We start from the raw sequence: 22,826 nt of genomic DNA, 5'->3' as shown, positions 1-22,826 counted from the left end.
CGTCGCCCCTCAGGGCGCGGGCTTGAGGCTCGCAATATAGGCCGCCACTACGGCGACGCCCTCCTCGTGGACCAGGGCGCGGCCGAGTTCGGGCATCATCACGCCCGGATCGTCGGAGGCCATGCGGTGGATCAGGATCGACCGCTCCGGATGGCCCGGGTCGATGGAGACCTTGAGCCCGCCGGAACCGCGGCCGGCGGCCACGGGCGCCTTGTTCAGGCCCAGGTGGGCCGGTCGGTCCTCCTCGGCGTTCAGGAACAGGCCGCTGGTGCTCGCCATCCCCGCCGGGTTGTGACAGTGGCCGCAATTGGCGTCGAGATAGGCGCGGGCGCGCTGTTCCAGGCCTGCGGAGGCGTCGGTCCAGTCGGCCGTCCGCGGCGCATCGGCCGGCGCCGGGCCGCCGGCCAGCAGGCCGAGCGTCCGCCACTGGGACAGCTGGTTCCGCGTTCCCTCACGATAGGCGAAGTCGTGGTTCAGATTGCGCGCCTTCGGGCCGATCGGCTGCATGACCCCGTCGGCCGAATGGCACTCCTTGCACTGGTTCTGGTTCGGCACGGCGTACTCGAACGCGACCGGCGCGCCGTCCTGGCCGATGAAGCTGACATCGAGCCGTGCGCCGACGCGCTTGAGAGTCGCCTCGGTCTGCTCGGCGTTCCACAGATAGGTCTGGGCGGTCCAGCCGCCGGCCTTGCGGATCAGAAGGCGCGTTTCCAGGAAGCGCTCGTCCTGCTCGGCCCGGCGGAAGTCCGCGGGATAGGCGAAGGTCTTCACCAGAACCGTGCCGACGGGGAAGGCGAGGGGCCCCTGGTCCCGCCAAGCGGCCGGTTCGCCCTTCGGCGTGAAGACGTAGCGATGCTTGACCGCATAGTCGCTGAAGAGCGGGGTCGCCACGTCGTAGGGCGTGACGCGGCCGTTCGGCTGGCGCGCGCCGGCGTCGACGAACAGGCGGTAGTCCGACAGCTTCGCCGCCGGGGCTTCGGCCAGGACGACGGAAAGGTCCACCGGCGCCGGCGCCGGGCTCGCCCCCGAAAGGGCGAGGGCGGCGAGCGCCAGCAGGATCGCAGCCCGCCTCACGAGGCCATCAGAACGGCCTGATCCTCGGGCAGGACGACCGCCGCAGGCTCGGCCACGGCCCCCTGTTCGATCTTGGCCGCCACCTCGGGCCGCGCCTGGTCCATGGCGCCGGCCTTGGGCAGGTTCAGGTTGATGACCGGCCCGTTCAGCAGGTTGATCTTCTGCGCCTCGCCGGCGCCCTCCGGGCCCACCCCGTCCCACATGACCGGCGGCATGGTTCCACCCAGGGCGGCGAGGAGCTGTTCGCCGCCGGGAAAGGCCGGCGCCCAGGCGTTGCGGCCGAGCCTGTTGTCGCGCACCACCACCTCGCGCGGGGTCGGCTCGTAGTTCGCATCGTCGAAGGGACGGGTGTAGGAGACGAGCATGACCGCGGCGGTCTGGTTGCCGTCGATCTCGTTGTCGAAGACGTGGACGTTGCGGTTGGCCATGACCATGACGCCGGCGCCGACGGGCACGCTGGCGACGATGTTGCCCTCCGGCGCGAAGTTCGGCGTGTCGTTGTCGACGATCCGGTTGCCGAAGATGCGCGTGGAATGGCCCCCCATGACCGGCAGGTTGGGCAGGTCGAAGACCAGGATGCCGCCGGTGTTGCGGGTCACGACGTTGTCGTAGACGTCGGCGTTGCTGGAATTCTCGATCTCGATGCCGGCCACGTTGAACTCCGCCCGGCTGCCGCGGACGACGATGTTCTTCGACTGGCCCACATAGATGCCCGCGTCGGACGCGCCGCGGACCGTCACGCCCTCGATCAGCACATTGGTCGAGCCGACGGGATAGACGCCGTAGGCGCCGTTGGTCGCCTTTGGCCCGCCGGTCCACTCCACCCGCAGATTGATCATGCTGATCTGGTCGGCGTCCTTGGACTTGACCCCGTCGCCCTTGGAATTCTCCACGGCCAAGTCGCGCACCGTCACCCTGTCCGAGGTGATCAGCAGCCCCTCGGCGCCGCCCTTCTGGCCGTCGAAGGACAGGATGGTGGCCTCGGGACCGGCGCCCTTCACCGTCACGCCGTCGACGTCCAGCGACAGGCCGTCGGTGAGTTCGTATCGGCCGGCGGCCAGTTCCACCACGTCCCCGGGCTTGGCGTCGAGCAGGGCGAGCTGCAGGGCCTCCTGGGCGTCGGCTCCGGGCGAGACGGAAAGGGTCTTGGCGGCGGCGGGGGCCGCGGCGAGCAGGACGGCCATGACGGCCGGGGCGGCGATGACCCGCATGGTGTTCTTCCTCCCTTGGCGGCCGGTTCTGGCGACCGGCTCATGCGAAGAGCTTGGCGTTCCCGCCTGTCGGGCGCAACGATCAAAGAGAACGGCGATCAGGAATCGAGGGACGCGCTCTTGATCCTGGCCGGGGCGGGCGCGCTAAGGTCCGCGCTCGATCATGAGATGAAGGGACGGACGCGCCATGGATCTGCAACTGAAGGGCAAGAAGGCCATCGTCACCGGCGCCAGCCGCGGCATCGGCCGGTCCATCGCCGAGCTTCTCGCCGAGGAGGGCTGCGACGTGGCCGTCTGCGCCCGCGGCGAGGACGGCGTGGCCGAGACGGTGAAGGCTCTTCAGGCCAAGGGCGTGCGGGCCTGGGGCCGGGCGGTGGACATCGCCGACGGCCCGGCCATCCGCGCCTTCGTGGCCGACGCCGCCGAGGCGCTCGGCGGGCTCGACGTGCTTGTCTCCAACGCCAGCGCCCTGGTCAGCGGCGGCGGCGAGGACGACTGGCGGGCCATGTTCGAGGTCGACATGCTGGGCGCCGTCCGCACCTGGGAGGCGGCGCAACCGCACCTGGAGAAGGCGGCGGCAGCAAGTGGGGACGCCTGCTTCATCATCACCTCGTCCGTTTCGGCGGCCGAAGCGAACGGCGTCTCGGCCTACGGCCCGATGAAGGCCGCGCTGATCCACTTCGCCAAGGGGGTGGCCAAGGTCGGCGCGCCCAAGCAGGTCCGCTGCAACGTCGTCTCGCCGGGCACCGTGTTCTTCGAGGGCGGCGTGTGGGGCAATGTGAAGGCCAATGCGCCGGGCTTCTTCGACCAGATGATCAAGCGCAATCCGACCGGCCGGATGGCCACGCCGGAGGAGGTGGCCGCCGCGACGGTGTTCCTGGCCAGCCCCCGTTCGGCCTTCACCACCGGCATCAACATGCTGGTCGACGGCGCGATCTCCAGCCGCGTCAATTTCTAGGGGCAAGGCCTTGGATTACCACTACTTCCAGGTCACGCTGCAACGCGACCGCGCCGGGCTGAAGAACCTCGCCCACGCCTGTTACGAACGCGAAGGCTGCGTGGCGGTCTTCGCGCCCCTGCTGGGCTTCGCCTCCGATCAGGCCCTTGTGCTGGGGAGCGGCGGCTTCGAGCTGCCGCCGAAGACGAAGGCCGAGGCGCACAGCCTCTCGCCCACCCTGCGCCCGGCCGAGGGCGCGCGGCCGCCGCCGGGCGGCGTCTATGTCCACAACTGGTTCACCATCGACGGGGAGGCGGCGGACGAGTTCGTCGCCCTGTCCGGCCAGGCCTGGCCGGACTTCGAAGCGCGCTTCGAGACGCAGATCTTCGGTCTCTTCCTCGCGGCCGAGAGCCAGGCCGACCGTCTGGAGGGTTCGCGGCGCCTGCTGCTGATGACCCGCTACCGTGACCTGGGCGAATGGCAGGTCTCCCGCGACCCGACCACGGACGCCATGCAGATCTTCCTGCGCCGGCGTGAGCTGACGCGCGTCTCCCTGGCCCGCGCCTGCGTCCTGCTGCCCAGGCCGGAGACCCGCTGAAGACCGCGCGTCCACGGCCGATGAAATTTCGACGGTCGCCGTTGTCGCATTTCTGAGTCGTAGTTCGTCCTTGGCTCGCCCGGCGCAGCATCGGCCGGAGGCACGCCTCAGGAGGCAGACCATGACTTACATCGACGGCTTCGTGATCGCGGTTCCCACCGCCAACCGCCAGAAGTTCATCGACCACGCCAATCTCGGCGACAGCGTCTTCATGGAGCTCGGCGCCCTGCGGGTTCTGGAGTGCTGGGGGGACGACGTTCCCGACGGCAAGCAGACCGACTTCCGCCGCGCCGTCCAGGCGACGGCCGAGGAGGCGGTGGTCTTCTCCTTCATCGAGTGGCCGGACAAGGCGACGCGCGACGCCGCCATGTCGCGCATGGAAGAGCTTATGAAGACCGACCCGCGGATGAGCCCGGAGCACAATCCCATGCCCTTCGACGGCGCGCGGATGATCTTCGGCGGCTTCGCGCCCGTCGTGACGCTCGAGGCGCCGCAGGTGAGCCGGCCGGGCGACTTCATCTGGTACGAGCTGCTCACCACCGACGTCGACGCCGCCGAGGCCTTCTACGCCAAGGTGCTGCCCTGGACCTTCGCCAGTTTCGGCCAGGCCGACATGGACTACCGCATCGTCCATGCGCCCGAGCACGAGGTCGGGGGCCTGATGGCCGTCACGCCGGAGATGGTCGCCAACGGCGCCCGCCCGGTGTGGCTGTCCTACCTCGCGGTGGACGACGTGGACGAGGCGGTGGCGGCCGTCGAGGCCAAGGGCGGGACCGTCCAGATGGCGGCCATGGATGTTCCCATGGTCGGGCGCATGGCCATGGTGGCCGACCCTCAGGGCGCGCCGCTCTACGTCATGAAGCCCGCCTCGGGCGGCAAGAGCATGGCCTTCGCCAATGACCGGCCGCGGGTGGGGCACGCCGCCTGGAACGAGCTGCGCACCTTGGACCAGGCCGCCGCCTGGACCTTCTACGGCGACCTGTTCGGCTGGCGCCACGACGGCGACATGGATATGGGGCCCATGGGCCAGTACCAGTTCATTCGCCACGGCGGGGTGATCGGAGCCATGATGAAGGCCGATGCGGCCATGGGTCCGCCCTCGTGGATGACCTACTTCCGCGTCCCGGACATCGACGCCGCCAAGGCCGCCGTCGAGGCGGGCGGCGGCCAGGTGGTCCAGGCGCCGGACGAAATCCCCGGCGGGGACTTCTCCATGACCTGCATCGATCCTCAGGGCGCGGCCTTCGGCCTGGTGGGCCCCCGCAAGAGCTAGGACGGCGCGCGGCGGCGGCCGGACGGAACACCGGTCCGGCCGCGCCGTTTCCTTCGCCAGACAGCGAAGGAGCGTCAGCCATGGCCGATCTCTCGGCGATCAGGGAACATATGGAAGTCATCGGGGCCGACGGCGTCCGCCTCGGCACGGTCGACAAGGTGGAAGGCGACCGGATCAAGCTGACGCGGGCCGACAGCGGCTCGCACAGCGATCACCATCACTACATCTCCGGCGGCCTGGTGGCCGAGGTGGAGGGCGATCGTGTCCGGCTCAGCGCCAACGCCGACAATGCGGCCCTGCTGGAGGAGGAGGAGGGCGGCGAGGCGATCGCCGACCGTCGGCCCTAGGGCTCAGCGGCCGCCGTTCGTCCCGATCCAGATGACATGCCGGGCGCCCCGTCCGCCCTTGCGGGCGGGGACGCGCAGGACCTCGGTGAGGAGGCCGCTGCGGCGCATGCGCCGGGTGAAGCCCTCGTCCGGCGCCGAGGACCAGACCGCAACGACTCCGCCGCGGGTCAGGGCCGCCCGCGTCCGCGCGAGGCCCGCCAGATCGTAGAGCGCGTCGTTGGCCCGCCGGGTGAGGCCCTCCGGCCCGTTGTCCACGTCGAGCAGGATGGCGTCCCAGGCGGCCTGCCGCGCGCCGATGAGCGGGCCGACATCCCCCTCGCGGATGGTCACCCGCGGGTCGTCCAGACAGCCGGAAAACACCCCCGCCAGCGGTCCGCGGGCCCAGGCCACCACCGCCGGAACCAGTTCGGCCACGGTCACCCGCGCATCGCCCGGCAGCACGGCCAGGGCGGCCCGCAGGGTGAAGCCCATCCCCAGGCCGCCGATCAGCACCCGTGGCGCCGCGCGGCCGGACAGGCGCTCCCAGGTCAGGGTCGCCAGCGCCTCCTCCGAACCGCTCAGCCGGCTGTTCATCAGCTCGATCGGGCCGGCCATGATGGAGAACTCGGTGTCGCGGCGCATCAGGCGCAGCTCGCCCCCGTCGTCGGGCATCTGGGCGCTGTCGAGGTGGATCCAGGGCTTCATGCCGCGGTCATAGCCGGCCGCGCCCCCCACGCAAAAGCCCCGCCGCTGGTGAGAGCGGCGGGGCTTCCTGGCGACGCCCGCAGATGCTCGAAGGGGCGCAGAGGGTCAGAGCCGCTTGGGGATGACCACCTTCATGGATTCATAGCCCTTCACGAAGGTCGAATAGACCCGCTTGGGCTCCTCGACGACCTGGATGTCGGGGAAGCGCTTCATGATCTCTTCCCAGATGATCTGAAGCTGCAGCTCGGCCAGGCGGTTGCCCACGCAGCGGTGGATGCCGAAGCCGAAGGAGATGTGCTGGCGGGGCCGGGCGCGGTCGATGATGTAGGCGTTCGGGTTCTCGATCACCTCGTCGTCGCGGTTGCCCGAGACGTACCACATGACGACCTTGTCGCCTTCCTTGATCTTCTTGCCGCCGAACTCGATGTCCTGGGTGGCGCGCCGGCGCATATGGGCCAGCGGCGTCTGCCAGCGGATGGTCTCCGAGACCATCGACGGGATCAGGTCCGGGTTCTCGCGCAGCTTCTTGTACTGGTCGGGGTTCTCGTTCAGCGCCAGGACGGAGCCGGAGATGGTGTTGCGGGTCGTGTCGTTGCCGCCGACGGTCAGCAGCACGACGTTGCCGAAGTACTCCCGCGGCGACATGTTCCGGGTTTCCGGGCCGTGGGCCAGCATGGAGATCAGGTCCCCGGTGGGCTCGGCGTTGACGCGCTCGTTCCAGAGCTCGGTGAAGTAGGCGTGGTACTCGATGAAGATCTGCATCTTCTGCTCGAGCGTATCGATCAGGCCGTGGCCGGGGGCCGCGGTCACCACGTCGGACCAGTAGGTCAGCTTGCGGCGGTCCTCCTGCTTCACCCCGAAGAGGGTGGCGAGCGTCATCGCCGTCAGTTCCATCGAGACCTTGTCGACCCAGTCGAACTCCTCGCCGATCGGCAGCGAGTCCAGGATCTTGGCCGCCCGCTCGCGGATCAGCGGGGCGAGGATCTGCAGGTTGGTCGGCGAGACGGCCGGGCTGACGGTCTTGCGCTGGATGTCGTGCTTGGGCGGGTCCATCGCGATGAACATCGGCAGCGGGCCTTCGTCGCCCGTCTGCTCGGCGATGGTGATGCCGGGCTCGGAGGAGAACACCTGGTGATTGGTGTCCACGGCCATGATGTCGTTGTACTTGGTGATCGACCAGTACGGGCCGTATTCGCTCTCGGCCGTGTAGTGGACCGGAGCCTCCTTCCGCAGCCGTTCGAAATAGGGCCACATGGCGTTGGCCTGGAAGAGGGCCGGCTGGGCTGGGTTCAGCTCGTCCAGGGGCGTCGCATAGGCCTTCGCCTGCGCGTCCTTCAAAATGTCCACCGAACCGTCAGCCATGAGAATCCTCCAGATTTTGACGCAAGGATAGGCGAAAGATGACGCGGGCGTCAACTTTTCCCGTTCTCCGGATGCGGGAATTCCGAACTTGAAGCAGGAAGCGGGCGCATCGCCGCCGTTCGTCGCCATCGACGATCCCGCCGACCCGCGCGTCGAGCCGTTCCTCAACGTGCGCGACCGCGATCTCGTCGGACGTCAGGGACTGTTCATGGCCGAGGGCGAGGTGGTTCTGCGCCACCTCATCGGCTCGCCGCGGTGCTCGCCTGTGGCCTTCCTGGTCGCCGCGCCGCGCGCGCCGAGGTTCGCCGAGATGATCGCCGGCGTCGCGCCCGGCGCGCCGGTCTATGTGGCCGAGCCGGCGGTGATGGACGCGATCGTGGGATTCCATATCCACCGCGGGCTGCTCGGCCTGGGCCGGCTGCCGGCGGCGAGCGCGGACGAGGTGCTGGAAGGCCTCGGCCCTCAGGCGACGGTCGTCGCCGTCCACGGCGTGGGCAATCACGACAACATGGGGGGCATCTTCCGCAACGCCGCGGCCTTCGGGGCGGATGCGGTGGTGCTGGACGCCGGCTGCTGCGATCCGCTCTATCGCAAGGCGCTGAGGGTGTCGGTCGGGGCTGCGCTCGTCACCCCGTTCGCGCGCCTGCGGCCCTCCGAGGATCTGGTGGATCGGCTGGCCGGGGCGGGATTCGAGGTCGTCTCCCTCAGTCCTTCGGGGCGCGAGACCCTCGCCGACTTCAGGCCGGCCGCCCGGACGGCGGTCCTGTTCGGGGCGGAGGGACCAGGCCTGCCGGCGGACCTCCTGTCGCGCACGCGTTCCGTGCGCATTCCGATGGCGGCGGGCTTCGATTCCCTGAACGTGGCGACGACCAGCGGGGTCGTCCTTCACCACATCGCCGCCCGGCGCGCCTAGAGAACTCGCGCCGTCTCCAGAAGCAACATCCAGAGAAGGGCGGAGGAGGCGACAACGAAGGTCAGCGTCTGGCGCGCCGACCATCTGCCATCCTCTTGGCTTCGCCAGGCAAGCGCCTGGGTTCGGGAGTAAATCGCATCGCCCGTCTTGGGCAGTCTGTCCGCGAGGGCCTGGCCCATCCTGTCTTTCCTTGTTCCTGCCCCGAGCAACGTCTGCTCCGGGGCTCGGTTCCCCTACAGGTAGAGCAGGGGCGGCGTCGTCCAACCCAAGTTTATCTGCAGGCGGGTTTAAATCCTATGCATTAGGTAGGATTATCCGCGCCGGCGTTTGCTGACCAGGAGGATGGGGGGCGTCGGCAGCGCTCGCGATGCGACCTGCCGTCGCGCGAAGGCGAAGCCTGGCCGGAGGTGACTTCTGGACATCGCCTGCGCATTGGCGCCCAATCGCCCCATGCCTTTGGAGCGCGAGAAACAGTCCTTCATGGCGTCGGGCGTGACGGTCCGGCGCGCAGAGCCGCGGAGCCGGCGCTGATGGCCTGGTCGGATGCGGCGGCGCGCCGCAAATACCACGTGGGCAATCTGCGGGCGCAGCTGCTCGAGGAGGCGCGCGCCCTGGTGGAGGCCGGCGGCCTCGCCCAGCTGAACCTCCGGTCCCTGGCCGCCCGGGCGGGCATCGCGCCGGGCTCGGTCTATCATCACTATGAAAACAAGGCCGAACTGCTGGCCGAACTGGCGGCCACCGGCTTCCAGGAGCTTGAACAGACCCTGGAGCAGGCCCTCGCCGAGGCGCCCCAGGGGGTGCGGATCCGCACCCTGGCGCGAGCCTATTTCGGCTTCTCCCGGGCGCAGCCGGCCCTGTTCGGCCTGATGTTCGACGCCGGCGTGCTGGGCCACTCGAAGGTCGACGAGGCGCGGCAGAAGGCGTTCGAGGTCCTTGAGCGGGCCATCGGGGTGGCCTTGCCCGATCGCGACGAACCCGAGGCCCGGACGAAGATCGCGCTCGCCGTCTGGGCCTGCGGCCATGGGGCGGCCACGCTCGCCTCGCCGGAGACGGAGCGCCACGACGCCCTGCTGGAGGACGTCATCCAGGGGCTGGAGCTGCTGTTCGGCCGCCGCTGAGGGCGCCCTATCCAAACGCCGTTTCGGGGCGTCTGCTGGTCCTCGGCTGCATTGGGAGGAAACCATGGCCGACGGCAACATCACCAAAGACGTCATGTATGACGCGGTGGCCCCCGACGACTTCGAGTCCATGCTGGAGCTGGACCGCTACAACGCCCGCTCGACGGCGTTCGACAAGATCATCTCGGCCACCCATGACCACTTCTGGGACCCCCTCGATCCCAAGTACATCGACTTCTCCGAGCCCTGGGACATGGAGAACGAGGCGCTTCTCCCGGACGATCAGGTCATGGCGCTCGGCGTGCCCTACGTGCTCGACCACCTCGAGAAGACGGGCCAGAAGGTCAAGTTCATCAACGAGATGGTGCTCTGGAACTTCTCCTCCATCCTGCATGGGGAGCAGGGGGCGCTGAACCTGTCGGCCAGCCTCTGCCACGTGCTCAAGGATCAGGGCGCCCAGGAGTACGCGGCCAACCAGACGCGCGAGGAAGCCCGCCACGTCACCGCCTTCGCCAAGTATGTGAAGGCCCGCTGGGGCCGCCCGCGGCCCTGCGGCGCGACCCTGCAGCAGCTGCTGGTCGACATCATCGCCGCCCCGGAGGTCTACAAGAAGATCATTGGGATGCAGATGCTGGTGGAGGGCCTGGCCATGGGCGCCTTCGCCGCGGGCTTCCAGTACAACCGCGATCCCCTGGCCAGGAAGCTTTTCCAGCTGGTGATGACCGACGAGGCCTTCCACCACAAGTTCGGCAAGATCTGGGCCGACCGGACCATTCCGAAGATGACGCAGGAAGAGCGCGACATCGTCGAGGACTGGGCCGCCCACTGCTTCCAGTCGCTGCTGTTCAACATGGGCTCGCCCGTGCAGCAGGCGGCGATCTACACCCAGTTCGGGCTTGATCCGGAGCGGGTGGTCGCCGAGATGCGCGCCACCTACCAGAACGACGACAGCCGTCGCGAGCGGCTGAAGAGCCAGACCAACATCTTCCGCGTGCTCATCAAGACCCTCTTCAACGCCGGCCTGATCACCGAGCGGACGCGGGCCTTCTATGCGACCTATGTCGACATGGACGAGCTGAAGGCCGAAGGCGAGAAGATGGTCGGCGACGACATCGCCGAGGAGGGCATCAAGTACCTCCAGGAAATCAACTTCAAGGATCGCACCGCCGCTCCGGTGACGATCGCGGCCGAGTAGCCGCGGACAACTCGGGCCTGACGTCGCGCAAGACGTCAGGCCTCCATTTCCTCGCGCATCATCTTCAGCGCGACCTCGAGGGCGCCGTAGCGCACGCGCGCCCGCCCGATGTCGCCGAACCGCACCAGGCGGTGATGGACGCCGCGATGGCGTCGGCCGCTGGCGAAGTGGACGAGGCCGGCTTCGTCCTCCGGCCCCGGGCCAGCCTCGGCGAACCCGGTGATGGCGGCCACGATGTCGGCGCGCGAGCGCTCCAGCGCCCCGGCGGCCAGGGCCCGCGCGGCGGCCTCCGACACGGCCCCGTCGGTCTCCAGGATCGCCTTGGGCACGCCCAGGAGCTCGTTCTTGGCCTCGTCCGTATAGACGACGAATCCCCGCTCGAAGGCGTGGCTGCAGCCGGGGATGTCCGTCAGCAGCGAGGCCAGCAGACCGCCCGTACAGCTCTCGGCGGAGGCCAGGCGCAGGTCGCGGTCGCAGGCGGTCTTCAGGACCGCCTTGGCCAGCTGGTCCAGTTCATCAGGTATGTCGAGCTTCAGGGCCTCGGCCACGTGCGTCTCCACAACGGTTGAAAGCCAGCGGTGAACCCGCGCCGATCGGGCCGGTTCCTCTTGATCTGCCGCGACGGCGGGTTCCTAAGGACGCCATGACCCAAGGTTTGAGAGTCGCCATCGTCGGCGAAGGCGTGTTCGGGCTCGCCTGCGCGCTGGAGCTCGCCAAGTCTGGCGCGCAGGTCAGCGTGCACGATCCGAAGAGGCCGCTCGAACAGAACGCCTCACGCGTGGCGGCCGGCATGATCGCGCCGGTCAGCGAAGCCCTGACCGACGAGTCCGCCCGGCCGCACGTCGACCTCCTGCTGGCCGCCGGCGCGCTCTGGCCCGCCTTCGCCGCCGAGAACGGGCTCGACCTGGACCGCACGGGAACCTTGCTCTTGGGGGACGAGGCGCGATTGGCCGGCTTGGAGACGGCCTTGTCGGCTCTGGGGCGTTCGTCCCATCGTCTCGGCCCCTCAGAGCTGCCCGACTTCCCCCTGGGCTTCGCCGCCGGGCTGGGCGCGCTCGCCATCGCGGAGGACTGGCGCATCGATAGCTCGGCGCTTCTCTCGATGGCCGTCGTCGCCGAAGATCTTGGCGTGGTCTTCAACACTGCGCCGCCCGATCTGCAGACGATCGACCGCCTCGTGGTCGCCACCGGCTGGTCGCCCAGTTCGGTCAAGCTGGCGCCGGAGCTGAAGGTCCTGTCGCCGATCAAGGGCCACATCCTGAGCCTGCCGTATCTGGACTATACGGGGCCGGCGCTCCGGGGTCCTGGGGCCTACGCCGTCCCTTCCGACCTTGGACCCCTGATCGGCGCGACCATGGAGGTGGGGCGCGGGGAGGGGACCGTCGATGCTGCGGTGGCGCGCGATTTCGCCGCGCGCGCCGCGGCGGTCTTTCCTCGCCTGGCCGACCGTCCCTGGATCGCTGCGGCCGGCGTGCGGGCGGCGACTCCCGACGGCCTGCCCATGGTCGGCGAGTCGGCCGCTGACGGCGTGATCCTTGCGACCGGCGCGCGTCGCAATGGCTGGCTGCTCGCCCCGATGGTCGGTCGAATGGTCGCCGATGTCGTGCTCGGTCACGATCCCGGCCCCTGGGCGAAGCGCCTGGACCCGCGGCGTTTCGACGCCTGACCCTCCGGGCGAACGTGGTTAGCGGCGAATTAACCATGTCTGCGGCATCAGAGGCGCATGGCGGTGCAGGGCCTCAGAGGTGTGGTTGAAACGGCGATCCAGCGCGCCTCAAGCGCGACGGGCGTCGACTTCACCTTCCTGATGGGCACGGCCCACCGCGAGAGCGGCTACAACCCCTCGGCCAAGGCCAAGACCTCCTCGGCCGCCGGCCTCTTCCAGTTCGTCGAGCAGACCTGGCTCGCCACCCTCAAGCAGCATGGCGCCAAGTACGGCTATGCCCGCTACGCCGACCTGATCCAGAAGGGCTCGGACGGGCGCTACCGTGTCGCCGGCGCCGAGGCGCGCAAGACGGTGATGGACCTGCGCTACGACCCCCACGCCGCCTCGCTGATGGCCGGCGAGCTGGCCACGGACCATGCCGCCTATCTGCGCGGCCGGGTCGGGCGCACGCCCACGGCCGGCGAGCTCTACGCCGCCCACTTCCTGGGGCCGCAGGGATCGGCGCGTCTGATCGAGGCCACCCGCACCCAGCCCAACGCCAGCGCCGCCTCGCTCTTCCCCGAGGCCGCCCGCGCCAACCGATCGATCTTCTATAAGGGCGGCCGCGCGGCGACCGTGGCCGAGGTTTACGCCAACCTGACCCGCACCGGCGGGGGCGGGGAGGCGGTCCGCCCGCGCGAAGCCCAGCCGACGCCCGCGCCCGACGGCGGCTTCATCCAGTACGCCTCGGCCCGGCGGGCCGAAGCCCTGCGCGAGCAGGAGGCCCTGGTGGACTTCATCCTCCGGGGATCGCAGAGCGCCGAGGACGCCGGCGTCGGACAGCGGCTCGGCGGCTCGCTCTTCTCCACCGAAATGCTGCGCATGCTCTCCGAGGCCCGGGACGGGACCTAGGCGGCCGCGCCGGCCTCGATCATGGCCTCGATCTCGGCTGGCCCGTATCCGATCTCCGCCAGCACCTCGCGGGTGTGGGCGCCCAGAGCCGGCGCTGCGGGGCGGCTCGGCGCGTCGCTGCCGGGAAAGCGCGCGGGCGCGGCCGGCGAATCGGCGCGGCCGCCACGGCCATCCTCGACCTCGACCAGCGCGCCGGCGGCGCGGACCTGCGGATCGGCCGCCACCTCGGCGGGGGTCTGCACCGGCGCCCAGACGAGATCGGCGGCGTCGAGCCTTGCGGTGATCTCCTCATAGGTGAGGGCGGCGAAGGCGGCGTCGAACTCCGCCGTCAGTTCGGCGGTGTTGGCCTTGCGCTCGCGCCCGCCGGCGAAGCGGGGATCCTCCAGCAGGTCGGGCCGGCCGGCGACGTCGCACATGGCCTTCCAGTCGACGCTCCCGCCCCGCGGATTGGTCACGAACCACCGCCCGTCGGCGCTCCTGAAGAAGTTCGCCAGCGGGTTCAGCGGCTCGCGCCGGGACCGGTTGGAGGCCAGCCGCCCGAAGCGCAGCTGCACCGCCAGGTCCGAGCCCACCACATAGACGCCGGTGGCCAGCAGCGACGTCTGGACGAACCGTCCTTCCCCTGTCCGCTCGCGCTCGTAGAGCGCCGCCAGTATGGCCGAGACGGTGGCGAGCGAGGTGGTGTGGTCGCCGACGCCGGTGCGCAGCAGGAAGGGATCGGTCCCCTTGGGCGCATGCATGTGGGCCACGCCGGCACGCGACCAGAAGGCGGTGACATCGAAGCCCGGCTTGTGGGCGTCAGGTCCCTCGAGTCCGTAGCCGGTGACGAGCGCATAGACGAGGCGGGGGTTCTTCGCCCGCAGCGCGGCCTCGTCCAGGCCCGCCCGTTTCAGAGAGGCTGGCCGGACATTGGTGATGAACACGTCGGCGTCTTCCGCCAGCCGCGCCACCGCGTCCCGGCCCTCCGGCTTGGAGATGTCGAGGACGACCGAGCGCTTGCCGCGGTTGTCCATCTCGAAGGTGGGGTTGGCCGACAGCTCGCTCTTGGCGTCGGCGAAGACGTGCCGCATCTCGTCGCCGCCGGGCCGTTCGATCTTGATGACCTCCGCGCCCCAGTCGCCCAAGACGCCGGCCGCGCCGGGCGCGGCGATATAGGTGGCGAACTCCACCACCTTCAGTCCCTTCAGGATCACGAGCCTTGGTCCTCCGCCTGGCGGCCGGGCGGCATGGGCCCGGCCTTGTCGTTCGGCGGCATGATGGCGTTCGGCGCCGGCCGGGAAAAGGGCGCCGCGACGTCAGGCGACGCGGCGGCCGGCCTCCTGGCCCGAACGCGCCGTCGCGTCGGCGACGGCCCGGGCGACGGCGGTGACGGTGACCGGCTTGCGCAGCACCGCGTCGGCGCCGGCTTCCAGGCATTCCTGAGCCTCCTCGGCGTCGCCGCCGATGACGGCGATGATCGGCAGGCGTCCCGCCGCGCCTTCGAAGCGGCGGATCTCGGCCGTCGCCTGCGGACCGTCCAGGCCCGGCATGCGGCCGTCGATCATCGCCAGGTCGAATTCGCAGACCCGCGCCAGGTCCGTCGCCCGCCGGCCGTCGGCCGCGTGGACGATCTGGTGGCCCAGCTGTTCCAGGACGGCCCGCAGCATGGCCGCGTTCAGGCCGTCGTCCTCCGCCACCAGGATGCGCAGCTTGCGCCGATCCTGCGCCGGAAGGGCGGCGGCATCCTCGAATTCGGGCGTGTCGCCCGAAGCCGTGGCGTCGAAGGGCAGCTCCAGCCGGAAGCAGCTGCCGACGCCGGGCGCGCTGCTCGCCTTCAGCTCGCCGTGCATCAGCCGCGCCAGCTGCCGCGACAGCGACAGGCCCAGACCCGCCCCCGGCACGCCGGCGCTGGTCCGCTCGACCCTGTGGAAGGCCTCGAAGGCGCGCGACAGTTCTTCGGGCGACAGGCCCGGCCCGGTGTCGGCGACCTCTACGGCGAGGCGGCCGGCCTCGGTGATCTCCAGGCGGGCTTCCACGCGCCCGCGGACGGTGAACTTGATCGCGTTGCCGATCAGGTTGGCCAGGATCTGGCGGACCCGGGTCGCATCACCCAGCGCCGCGCCGCGGCCCTCAGAGAGCTCGGCGGGCACGTGCAGGGTCAGCTCCAGGCCCTTGGCGGCCGCATGCGGCCGGTTGAGCAGGACGAGATCCCGGACCAGGGCTGCGGCGTCGATGGGACGGATGTCCACGGCCAGGCGGCCGGCTTCGGCGGTCTCGGAATCCAGGGTGGTGTTGAGGACCGCGATCAGGTCGTTGACCGCGTCCAGGGCCGCCGACAGCTGCTCGCGCGAGGGCGCGGCGCGGCCGTTGCGGCCGGCGGCCGAGGCCAGGACGTGGGCGACGCCGGTCAGGCCGTTGCGGATCTCGTGGCTCAGGGTGGCGACCAGGTCAGACTTCGACTGGGCCAGGCGGCTCGCCTCCTCGACCTTTCCGGCGCGGTCGGCGATCAGCACCTCGCGCTCGCTGGCCAGGGCGAACTGGCGGCGCAGGATGCGGTTCAGGATCAGGGCGAGCGCGAAGGCCAGCGCCACGGCCCCCCAGGCCAGGGTGGCGGCGCCTTCGCTCTCCGGATGGGCGAAGAGCGCGATCAGCGGCCCGGCGGCGGCGGCGGCCCCGACCACCAGCAGGCTCGGCAGCCAGGGCGCCGTGAAGAAGATGCAGACCACCGCCGCGGCCGTGGCCATCATCAGCAGAGGTTCGCGCATCGGGCCGGCCTGGTGGGCGAAGGCGGCGATTTGGGCCACGCAGCCGGCCCAGATGAGGCCGGTCAGGATGTGCACCCGGGCGCGCCGGCCGAGATCGGCGGCGGCCTCGGTCTTCAGCCAGCTCACCGCGGCGTAGGTGGCGCCGCAGGCGATGGCGAAGAGGGCGAAGCTCGCCGTCATCCAGGCGGTGTTCGGGGCGAACGAACCGGCCCAGACATAGACGGGCAGGCTGATGGCGAAGGCGGCCAGGGCGTAGGGCAGCAGAGCGGTCTGCGCCTCGAGCGACTGGTGGGAGAAGGACGCCCCGCCGCGCAGTGGCGCGGCCCGACGAGAATCGGCGTTTGATGACACGGACGAACCCTCTGCGGACACGTGTCGAGGGTAGAGGCGCACGGTTGGCGCGGGGTTACGGAACAGCGTTAATCCACAGCCGCGTGTGCAACTGATCGTTAAGCCTAACCGACCATTATCCGAGGTTGGGACGGCGGTCCTGAAGGCGAGGGGGTGCGTCATGACGACCACGCGGGCGGCTCTGACCGACGAGGACATCCGCACACTCGTCAAGGGCGCGACGCCGGACGAGCGTGCGGTGGTCGCCCACAAGCTCTGCCGCCGCATCGAGACGGTGGAGCTGACGGCGGAGGAGCGCGATCTGGCGCAGGAAATCCTCCGCGTCATGGCCGCCGACGCGGCCGAACTGGTGCGCCGTGCGCTCGCCGTCACCCTGAAGCACTCGCCCCTCCTGCCGCACGACGTGGCGGTGAAGCTCGCCCGCGACGTGGAGAGCGTCTGCCAGCCGATCATCGCCTTCTCGCCGGTCTTCACCGACGAGGATCTGATGGAGATCGTGCGCCTGGGCGGGCCCATCCGGCAGGTGGCCGTGGCCAAGCGCCCGCGCCTGTCGAAGCGGGTGACCCAGGCCATCGTCGAGGTGGGCACCGAGCGCGCCGTCGAGGTCGCCTGCGCCAACGACAACGCCGATTTCGCCGACGCCACCCTGATGCAGGTGCTGGCGCGGTTCGAGCGCTCCGAGCGCGTCCTCTCGGCCGTGGCCTATCGTCAGGCCCTGCCGCTGTCGGTCACCGAGAAGCTCGTCGACATGGTCAGCGACAAGGTGCGCGATCACCTGCTGACCCATCACCCGGTCTCGGCCGAACTGGCGCTTCAGATCGCCACCGGCGCCAAGGAGCGCGCGACCATCGACCTGGTGGACCAGGCCGGCCGGACCGCGGACCTGAAGTCCTTCGTCGCCCACCTGCACCGCAATGAGCGCCTGACCGCCTCGCTTCTGCTGCGGGCCCTGGCTCACGGCCACATGGCCTTCTTCGAGTGGGGCCTGGCCGAACTGGCCGGCGTGCCGCACCATCGCACCTGGCTGATGATCCACGACGCCGGGCCGCTCGGTCTCAAGGCCGTCTATGAGCGGGCGGGACTGCCGGCGCGACTCTTCCCCGCGTTCCGGGCCGGGGTGGACACCTTCCACGCCGTGGAGTTCGACGGCGGCGCGCGCGACCGCGAGCGCTTCCAGAAGAAGATGCTCGAACGTTTTCTCACCCAGCCCCACGTGGGCGGCCGCGAGGACGCCGACTATCTGCTGGAGAAGATGGACCGCCTGGCCGACCGGCAGGCGCCGGCCGCCCAGCTGGCCTGACCGGCGCGGCCGAAGCCGCTGGCCAAGGGCGGCGTCGCGGCTCAACATGAGCCATGGATTCCGCCGCCGCCGTCCCCGCCTCGACCATCCTGCTGCTGCGCGACGCGCCGCGCTTCGAGGTGCTGATGGTCGAGCGCCACCGGCAGATCGAGTTCGCCTCCGGCGCCCTCGTCTTTCCGGGCGGCAAGACCCACGCCGGCGATCTGGACGAAGCCTGGTCGGAGCATGCCCTGGGCTGGGGCGCGGTGGAGGCCGAGCAGCGCCCACTGCGCATCGCCGCCATCCGGGAGGTGTTCGAGGAGGCCGGCGTCCTGCTCGCGCGCGGCCGCGGAGGCGGGCCTCTGGAGATGGAGCCTTGCCCGCTCGAGCTGCGCCAGGCGGTCGACCGGGGCGAGATCCCGTTCCTGGACGTGGTGCGCGAGGCGGGTGCGAGCATCGACCTCGCCGCCCTCACCGTCTTCGCCCGGTGGATCACGCCGGCCTTCGCGGCCAAACGGTTCGACACCTGGTTCTATGTCGCTCACGCCCCGGAGGGGCAGCTCGCCGCCTGCGACGGGCGCGAGACGGTGGACGCCTGCTGGCTCACGCCGCAGGAAGCCCTCGAGGCCGCCGAGACGGGGCGGCGCAAGGTGGTCTTCCCCACCCGCATGAATCTGATGCGCCTGGCTGAGGCGCGGGCCGCGGACGAGGCCGTCGCCCAGGCGAGATCACGCCCGCCCTATGCGGTTGAGCCGCAGGTGGAGGATCGTCCCGAAGGCAGGATGCTGGTGCTGCCGGAGGCGGCGGGCTACGGGCCGGTGGCCGAGCCGCTCGCCTCGGTCCTCTAAGTCCGGGTCAGACCAGGCCCGAGGCGGCCACGCGGCGCTCCAGTTCCTCGACCAGGATCTTTCCGACCGGATGGTCGTCGGTCTTGATGCTGTCGCGGACGGCCGCCTTGATGCCGTCGATATGGGCGTCGATCAGCACCATCGGCGCCTCCAGGCGCTTGTCCTTGTCGTCGATCAGCTTGCAGAGCGAGGCGGCCATGCGGGTGATCAGCGGGAATTCGTAGGTGGTGCCCAGGCCCTTCAGGTCGTGAGCGCGGAGATAGAGGCTCTCGAGCGTTTCCGGGTTCGCACCTTCGGACTTCACCCGCGCGCGGGCGGTCTCGAGCTTGGTGACCTCGTCCTGAAGCCACTGGGCGAAGTTTCCGGAGAGGTTCTTGAGCGCAGCTTCGGCCTTGGCGATCGCGCTGGGATCGACCGAGCCGAACCGGCCGCCGACCTTCAGTCGGAGGGTGTTGGGGACCTGGATCACCTGACCGGTATTCTGCTGACTCATGGCCATCTCCTTTACGGATGCTTGGCCTGACCGTAGTTCCCAGACCTTAACAACGAATGAGGCGTGGCTATGCCTGCCTCAGGACGAGAACTGCTCCGCGAGAACCCGCTCCTCCAGGCTGCGCCCGGCGTCGAACAGCATGACCAGGCTGATGTCGCGGTTCTCGGCCACATGCACCTCGAGGACGTCGCGGACCTCGTAATTGTCGGCCACGGCGCTGACCGGCCGCTTGTCGGCCTCCAGGATCTCGAAGGTGACGCGGGCCTCGTGGCCGAGCAGGGCGCCCCGCCAACGGCGGGGCCGGAAGGCGCTGATCGGCGTCAGGGCCAGGACCTTGGCGTCCAGGGGGATGATCGGCCCGTGAGCCGAGAGGTTGTAGGCGGTCGATCCCGCCGGCGTGGCGACGAGGGCGCCGTCGCACGACAGCTCGTTGAGCCGGACCTTGCCGTCCACCGAGATGCGCAGCTTGGCCGTCTGGCGGGTCTGGCGCAGCAGCGACACCTCGTTGATCGCCAGCGCCCGGTGCTGCCGCCGGCGGATGTCCACGGCGACCATGCTCAGCGGGTGGATGACGGCGCGTTCGGCGGCGTTGATCCGGTCCAGCAGGTCGTCGGCGCTGTACTCGTTCATCAGGAAGCCGACGGAGCCGCGGTTCATGCCGTAGATCGGCTTGGGCGCGCCCATGTTCCGATGCAGGGTCTCCAGCATGAAGCCGTCGCCGCCCAGGGCGACGATGACCTGGGCCTGGTCCTCCGGGACCTGACCGTAGCGCGCCGTCAGGTCCTTCAGCGCATCCTGGGCTTCGGGGCGGTCGCTGGCGGCGAAGGCGACGCGGGTCACGAAGGGTTCGGCCTTGAACATGGCGGTGCAAAAGCCGGCAGCCGTCCGGCCTTGTCAAACCCGATCTCGTCGGGCGTCCGCAAGCCTCAGTGGGCGGCCACGGCCTGGCGGAAGGCGGCCGCCGCCAGATCGGGAGAGAACGGGCCAAAGGCGCTCAAGGCGCGTCGGGCGCCTTCGGCCCCGCCGCAGGGCCGGTCTTCGTTCAGTTCGCGGACGAGCTGCAGGATGGTCGGGAAGGCGCTTCGGTCGATGCTCACGGCCGCGCAGGCCAGGCCGAGCAGCTCCGGCCGATCGCTGTCGAGGGCCTTGCGGATGTGCTCGGGCGGAAAATCGCCCAGGGCGGCGAGGGCGCCGACGAAGAGCGACAGCTTGCCTTCGCGCAGGGCGCGCAGGAGGTAGCCCGGGCGCAGCTGGCCGGCGGCGGCGAGCTTGGAGATCAGGCGCCGCTCCATCTCCTCCCGCTCGTCGTCCTGCTGCCAGACGATGGCCGGATCGGCCTCCTGGACCCCACCGGCGTGCGCCTGTCCGACGGCCTCGGCGAGGGCGGCGTCCAGCGCGGCCGGATCGAGCCGGAAGCGCGAGGTGAGGGACTGCCGAAGGGCCTGGCCGACCCAGACATAGAGCTGCAGGGCCAGATCCTCGGTGAGTTCCGGGCGTCGGGCCAGAGGCGAGCGCAGGGCCGCCACCCGTCGCGAGGCGTTGACGAGGAGGGCCATGTCGCCGGCCGAAAGCGGCGTCTGCGTATTGCCCGCCAGGGCCGTGAGCACCGCCGGTTCGTTCTGCTGCAGGATGGCCGCGACCACTTCGCCGCCCAGGCCGGGCCGCCGCGCGACTTCGATCTGGTGCTCCACCGTCGCCTCGACCAGCAGCCGGACCAGGTCGGAATCCTTGAGCACGGGACTGGAGGCGATGATCGGGCGGGCGATCTCGATGTCGTCCAGCGCCAGGACGTTCACCAGGGCCGTCGGAGCCCAGTCCACGGTCGACAGCTTCTCGGCGAGGCGGCGGCGGATCTCCCGCTCGGCCTCGACCACCAGGCTCATGAAGATGGAGTTCAGCAGGTCCTGAATGGCCGGCGCGCCCATGATCTGGGCGCTGTCGGAGACGTCGCACAGGTCGACCACGGCCATAAGCAGGCGCTCGCGATCGGCCGGCGCGCGGCTCTTGGCGAGGCTGAGAATCTCTTGCGTCCGGGCCAGAGCGCTCAAGGCGATCTCCGAATCTGAAGGGCTTTCGCACTCGCGAATCTGACGGGAGCAAATGAAAACATGCTTAAACCCCGTTCAACCAAGGCTGCAGTTCAAGACGCTTCAGGAGGAAACGCCGCATGGCCAAACCGCTGATCATGGCCCTGGACCAGGGCACCACCAGCACCCGCGCCATCCTCTTCGATCTGCAGGGACGGGCGGTGGCCGAGGCGGGCCGGCCTCTGACCCAGCACTATCCCGCCGACGGATGGGTCGAGCACGACGCCGTCGAGATCTTCCAGGCCAGCGTCGCGGTCATGCGCGAGGCCGTGGAACGGGCCGGCTGTGGCGTCTCCGATGTGGCCGCGATCGGCATCACCAACCAGCGCGAGACGGTGGTCGTCTGGGATCGGGCCACGGGCGAGCCGATCCACCGCGCGGTCGTCTGGCAGGACCGCCGCACCGCTGCGACGTGCGAACGCCTGAAGGGGCAGGGGGCGGAGCCGCACGTCACCGAGGTCACGGGACTGCTGATCGACCCCTATTTCGCCGGGACGAAACTCGCCTGGCTGCTCGACAATGTGCCGGGCGCACGCGCCCGGGCCGCGGCGGGCGAACTCCTGGCCGGGACGATCGACACCTGGCTCATCTGGCAGCTGACAGGCGGACAGGCGCACGTGACGGACGCCACCAACGCCTCCCGCACCCTGCTCTTCGATCTGCGGATGCAGGCCTGGTCGGAGGCGATGCTCGAACTCTTCGACGTGCCGGCCCAGGTCCTGCCCGAGGTGAAGGACTGCGCCACCCACTTCGGCGACACCCTGCCTGACGTCCTGGGGCGGGCCGTGCCCATCTGCGGCGTGGCCGGCGACCAGCAGGCGGCCCTGATGGGGCAGGGCTGCATCGCGCCGGGCCAGATGAAGGCCACCTACGGGACGGGCTGCTTCCTTCTGGTCAACACCGGGGCGGCGGCGCCGGTCTCCCGGGCCCGGCTCCTCACCACGGTCGCAGCCCGGGTGAACGGCCGCGCCACCTACGCCCTGGAGGGCGCCATCTTCATCGCCGGCGCGGCCATCCAGTGGCTGTGCGAAGGCCTGGGGGTCGATTCGCCCCAGGCGGCCGAGGACCTGGCGCGGCAGGCCCGGGAGGGCCACGGCGTCGTCATGGTCCCGGCCTTCACCGGCCTGGGCGCGCCGTGGTGGGACCCGGACGCCCGCGGCGCCCTGATCGGCCTGACCCGCGACACCGGCCTGGCTGAGATCAGCGCGGCGGCCTACGAGGCCAGCGCCTTCCAGACCGCCGACCTGATCGAGGCCATGCGGTCCGACGCGCCGGACGCCTTCGGCGCCGGATCGGAGCTGCGCATCGACGGCGGCATGTCGCGCAGCGCCTGGTTCGCCCAGCGCCTGGCCGACCTCACCGGCCAGCGGGTGGCGCGCGCCAGCTATCAGGAAACCACCGCCCTGGGGGCGGCGCTGTTCGCCGGCCTCGGCGCGGGCCTCTACGCCAGCCTGGAAGAGGCCGCCGCCGCGCGCCCCCGGACGGAGGCCGCCGAGCCGGCCCTCGATCCCGAGGCGCGCGCCAGGCGCCAGGCCCGCTGGCGCGACGCCGTCGGCCGTACGCTCAGCCGCGCCCCTTGACGGCCCCCGCCCGCGGGAGGACTCTTCGAGGCAACGAACAGACACGAAGGGAGGCCGCCATGGCCGATGGGTCCGCGGGCGTCGTGACGTCCCTGAAGGGCAAGGTGAGCGCCGAGGAGTGGCAGGCGCGGGTGGATCTGGCGGCGCTTTACCGTCTGGTGGCGCTGCACGGGTG

General features: G+C 70.3%; 22 protein-coding genes and 2 pseudogenes. 14 read left to right on the top strand and 10 right to left on the bottom strand.

Going from position 1 to position 22,826, the window contains the following annotated elements; all coding sequences use genetic code 11:
* Positions 1-9: 9 nt before the first annotated feature.
* Together H2041_RS16305 and H2041_RS16300 are read right to left on the bottom strand one after the other, a co-directional pair.
* On the bottom strand, positions 10-1,074 hold the full coding sequence (locus tag H2041_RS16305) for an SO2930 family diheme c-type cytochrome (RefSeq protein WP_293414496.1): 1,065 nt from the start codon (positions 1,072-1,074) through the stop codon (positions 10-12).
* Positions 1,071-2,285, bottom strand: coding sequence for a parallel beta-helix domain-containing protein (locus H2041_RS16300; protein ID WP_293414494.1), 1,215 nt, complete (start codon positions 2,283-2,285; stop codon positions 1,071-1,073). The genes H2041_RS16305 and H2041_RS16300 overlap by 4 nt, the downstream gene beginning before the upstream one ends.
* A 187-nt stretch (positions 2,286-2,472) precedes the next feature.
* Between H2041_RS16300 and H2041_RS16295 the strand changes: the two genes are divergently transcribed.
* From H2041_RS16295 to H2041_RS16280, 5 genes and pseudogenes are all read left to right on the top strand, one after another.
* Entirely contained in the window at positions 2,473-3,243 is a 771-nt protein-coding gene (locus H2041_RS16295) for an SDR family oxidoreductase (RefSeq protein WP_293414492.1), read from the top strand.
* A gap of 10 nt (positions 3,244-3,253) precedes the next feature.
* On the top strand, positions 3,254-3,820 hold the full coding sequence (locus H2041_RS16290; RefSeq protein WP_293414490.1) for a hypothetical protein: 567 nt from the start codon (positions 3,254-3,256) through the stop codon (positions 3,818-3,820).
* A 121-nt stretch (positions 3,821-3,941) separates the two neighbouring features.
* A pseudogene (locus H2041_RS19120) lies at positions 3,942-4,295 on the top strand (DUF1428 domain-containing protein); the annotation flags it as partial.
* A complete protein-coding gene (locus H2041_RS16285; protein ID WP_367134127.1) occupies positions 4,269-5,093 on the top strand; it encodes a VOC family protein in 825 nt (274 codons plus the stop codon). The pseudogene H2041_RS19120 and the gene H2041_RS16285, both read left to right, overlap by 27 nt.
* Before the next feature lie 80 nt (positions 5,094-5,173).
* Positions 5,174-5,440 carry a DUF2171 domain-containing protein gene (locus H2041_RS16280; RefSeq protein ID WP_293414486.1) on the top strand — a complete coding sequence of 89 codons (267 nt, stop codon included), beginning with the start codon at positions 5,174-5,176 and terminating at the stop codon, positions 5,438-5,440.
* A gap of 3 nt (positions 5,441-5,443) precedes the next feature.
* On the opposite strand, the gene H2041_RS16275 is transcribed toward H2041_RS16280, so the two are convergent.
* Both H2041_RS16275 and H2041_RS16270 read right to left on the bottom strand, forming a co-directional pair.
* Positions 5,444-6,124 carry a spermidine synthase gene (locus H2041_RS16275; RefSeq protein ID WP_293414484.1) on the bottom strand — a complete coding sequence of 227 codons (681 nt, stop codon included), beginning with the start codon at positions 6,122-6,124 and terminating at the stop codon, positions 5,444-5,446.
* 105 nt (positions 6,125-6,229) lie between these two features.
* Positions 6,230-7,486, bottom strand: a complete 1,257-nt coding sequence (locus H2041_RS16270) for a cytochrome P450 (RefSeq protein ID WP_293414482.1) — start codon at positions 7,484-7,486, stop codon at positions 6,230-6,232.
* Positions 7,487-7,574: 88 nt separating this feature from the next.
* On the opposite strand from H2041_RS16270, the gene H2041_RS16265 reads away from it, so the two are divergent.
* The 3 genes from H2041_RS16265 to H2041_RS16255 all read left to right on the top strand — a co-directional run bounded on the left by H2041_RS16265 (position 7,575) and on the right by H2041_RS16255 (position 10,712).
* Positions 7,575-8,399 carry an RNA methyltransferase gene (locus H2041_RS16265; protein WP_293414480.1) on the top strand — a complete coding sequence of 275 codons (825 nt, stop codon included), beginning with the start codon at positions 7,575-7,577 and terminating at the stop codon, positions 8,397-8,399.
* A gap of 530 nt (positions 8,400-8,929) precedes the next feature.
* Entirely contained in the window at positions 8,930-9,517 is a 588-nt protein-coding gene (locus H2041_RS16260; RefSeq protein ID WP_293414478.1) for a TetR/AcrR family transcriptional regulator, read from the top strand.
* 64 nt (positions 9,518-9,581) lie between these two features.
* The gene (locus H2041_RS16255; RefSeq protein ID WP_293414476.1) at positions 9,582-10,712 is read left to right on the top strand and encodes a ferritin-like domain-containing protein; all 1,131 of its coding nucleotides are present in this window, start codon (positions 9,582-9,584) and stop codon (positions 10,710-10,712) included.
* Positions 10,713-10,747: 35 nt separating this feature from the next.
* Here H2041_RS16255 and H2041_RS16250 read toward each other — a convergent pair whose 3' ends face one another.
* Positions 10,748-11,260: a CinA family protein gene (locus H2041_RS16250; protein ID WP_293414474.1), complete on the bottom strand. Its 513-nt coding sequence runs from the start codon at positions 11,258-11,260 to the stop codon at positions 10,748-10,750.
* Between the two features lie 95 nt (positions 11,261-11,355).
* Here H2041_RS16250 and H2041_RS16245 point away from each other — a divergent pair, with 95 nt between their 5' ends.
* Both H2041_RS16245 and H2041_RS16240 read left to right on the top strand, forming a co-directional pair.
* Positions 11,356-12,378: an FAD-binding oxidoreductase gene (locus tag H2041_RS16245; protein ID WP_293414472.1), complete on the top strand. Its 1,023-nt coding sequence runs from the start codon at positions 11,356-11,358 to the stop codon at positions 12,376-12,378.
* 57 nt (positions 12,379-12,435) lie between these two features.
* Entirely contained in the window at positions 12,436-13,269 is an 834-nt protein-coding gene (locus H2041_RS16240) for a transglycosylase SLT domain-containing protein (protein WP_293414470.1), read from the top strand.
* On the opposite strand, the gene H2041_RS16235 is transcribed toward H2041_RS16240, so the two are convergent.
* Together H2041_RS16235 and H2041_RS16230 are read right to left on the bottom strand one after the other, a co-directional pair.
* Positions 13,266-14,462 carry a CoA transferase gene (locus H2041_RS16235; protein WP_293414468.1) on the bottom strand — a complete coding sequence of 399 codons (1,197 nt, stop codon included), beginning with the start codon at positions 14,460-14,462 and terminating at the stop codon, positions 13,266-13,268. The genes H2041_RS16240 and H2041_RS16235 overlap by 4 nt on opposite strands.
* 102 nt (positions 14,463-14,564) lie before the next feature.
* Positions 14,565-16,328, bottom strand: a complete 1,764-nt coding sequence (locus H2041_RS16230) for an ATP-binding protein (RefSeq protein ID WP_293414597.1) — start codon at positions 16,326-16,328, stop codon at positions 14,565-14,567.
* Between the two features lie 196 nt (positions 16,329-16,524).
* On the opposite strand from H2041_RS16230, the gene H2041_RS16225 reads away from it, so the two are divergent.
* On the top strand, positions 16,525-17,664 hold the full coding sequence (locus tag H2041_RS16225; protein WP_293414466.1) for a DUF2336 domain-containing protein: 1,140 nt from the start codon (positions 16,525-16,527) through the stop codon (positions 17,662-17,664).
* A 53-nt stretch (positions 17,665-17,717) separates the two neighbouring features.
* Positions 17,718-18,491 (top strand): NUDIX hydrolase, encoded by a 774-nt coding sequence (locus H2041_RS16220; protein WP_293414464.1) that lies wholly within the window; start codon positions 17,718-17,720, stop codon positions 18,489-18,491.
* A gap of 7 nt (positions 18,492-18,498) precedes the next feature.
* Here the strand turns inward: H2041_RS16220 and H2041_RS16215 are convergent, their stop codons facing one another.
* The 3 genes from H2041_RS16215 to H2041_RS16205 all read right to left on the bottom strand — a co-directional run bounded on the left by H2041_RS16215 (position 18,499) and on the right by H2041_RS16205 (position 21,032).
* Entirely contained in the window at positions 18,499-18,984 is a 486-nt protein-coding gene (locus H2041_RS16215) for an Hpt domain-containing protein (RefSeq protein WP_293414462.1), read from the bottom strand.
* A 78-nt stretch (positions 18,985-19,062) separates the two neighbouring features.
* Positions 19,063-19,845 (bottom strand): NAD kinase, encoded by a 783-nt coding sequence (locus tag H2041_RS16210; protein WP_293414460.1) that lies wholly within the window; start codon positions 19,843-19,845, stop codon positions 19,063-19,065.
* A 65-nt stretch (positions 19,846-19,910) separates the two neighbouring features.
* On the bottom strand, positions 19,911-21,032 hold the full coding sequence (locus tag H2041_RS16205; protein ID WP_293414458.1) for a DUF2336 domain-containing protein: 1,122 nt from the start codon (positions 21,030-21,032) through the stop codon (positions 19,911-19,913).
* A 119-nt stretch (positions 21,033-21,151) separates the two neighbouring features.
* Here H2041_RS16205 and glpK point away from each other — a divergent pair, with 119 nt between their 5' ends.
* Positions 21,152-22,651 (top strand): glycerol kinase GlpK, encoded by a 1,500-nt coding sequence (glpK, locus tag H2041_RS16200; RefSeq protein WP_293414456.1) that lies wholly within the window; start codon positions 21,152-21,154, stop codon positions 22,649-22,651.
* A 59-nt stretch (positions 22,652-22,710) separates the two neighbouring features.
* Positions 22,711-22,826, top strand: a pseudogene (locus H2041_RS16195) (class II aldolase); the annotation flags it as partial.

Origin of the sequence: Phenylobacterium sp. (assembly GCF_013911965.1) — a bacterium.
Classification (GTDB): Bacteria; Pseudomonadota; Alphaproteobacteria; order Caulobacterales; family Caulobacteraceae; genus Phenylobacterium.
Note: the sequence above shows the minus strand (reverse complement) of the source record. Positions and strands in the feature narration are given on the sequence as shown.

Excerpts from the sequence above, each read along its gene's own strand:
- glpK (WP_293414456.1), top strand. The coding sequence starts at position 21,152 with ATGGCCAAACCGCTGATCATGGCCCTGGACCAGGGCACCACCAGCACC.
- H2041_RS16215 (WP_293414462.1), bottom strand. The coding sequence starts at position 18,984 with ATGAGTCAGCAGAATACCGGTCAGGTGATCCAGGTCCCCAACACCCTC.
- H2041_RS16260 (WP_293414478.1), top strand. The coding sequence starts at position 8,930 with ATGGCCTGGTCGGATGCGGCGGCGCGCCGCAAATACCACGTGGGCAAT.
- H2041_RS16255 (WP_293414476.1), top strand. The coding sequence starts at position 9,582 with ATGGCCGACGGCAACATCACCAAAGACGTCATGTATGACGCGGTGGCC.
- H2041_RS16300 (WP_293414494.1), bottom strand. The coding sequence starts at position 2,285 with ATGCGGGTCATCGCCGCCCCGGCCGTCATGGCCGTCCTGCTCGCCGCG.
- H2041_RS16270 (WP_293414482.1), bottom strand. The coding sequence starts at position 7,486 with ATGGCTGACGGTTCGGTGGACATTTTGAAGGACGCGCAGGCGAAGGCC.
- H2041_RS16280 (WP_293414486.1), top strand. The coding sequence starts at position 5,174 with ATGGCCGATCTCTCGGCGATCAGGGAACATATGGAAGTCATCGGGGCC.
- H2041_RS16210 (WP_293414460.1), bottom strand. The coding sequence starts at position 19,845 with ATGTTCAAGGCCGAACCCTTCGTGACCCGCGTCGCCTTCGCCGCCAGC.
- H2041_RS16225 (WP_293414466.1), top strand. The coding sequence starts at position 16,525 with ATGACGACCACGCGGGCGGCTCTGACCGACGAGGACATCCGCACACTC.
- H2041_RS16220 (WP_293414464.1), top strand. The coding sequence starts at position 17,718 with ATGGATTCCGCCGCCGCCGTCCCCGCCTCGACCATCCTGCTGCTGCGC.
- H2041_RS16295 (WP_293414492.1), top strand. The coding sequence starts at position 2,473 with ATGGATCTGCAACTGAAGGGCAAGAAGGCCATCGTCACCGGCGCCAGC.
- H2041_RS16240 (WP_293414470.1), top strand. The coding sequence starts at position 12,436 with ATGGCGGTGCAGGGCCTCAGAGGTGTGGTTGAAACGGCGATCCAGCGC.
- H2041_RS16285 (WP_367134127.1), top strand. The coding sequence starts at position 4,269 with ATGATCTTCGGCGGCTTCGCGCCCGTCGTGACGCTCGAGGCGCCGCAG.
- H2041_RS16275 (WP_293414484.1), bottom strand. The coding sequence starts at position 6,124 with ATGAAGCCCTGGATCCACCTCGACAGCGCCCAGATGCCCGACGACGGG.
- H2041_RS16245 (WP_293414472.1), top strand. The coding sequence starts at position 11,356 with ATGACCCAAGGTTTGAGAGTCGCCATCGTCGGCGAAGGCGTGTTCGGG.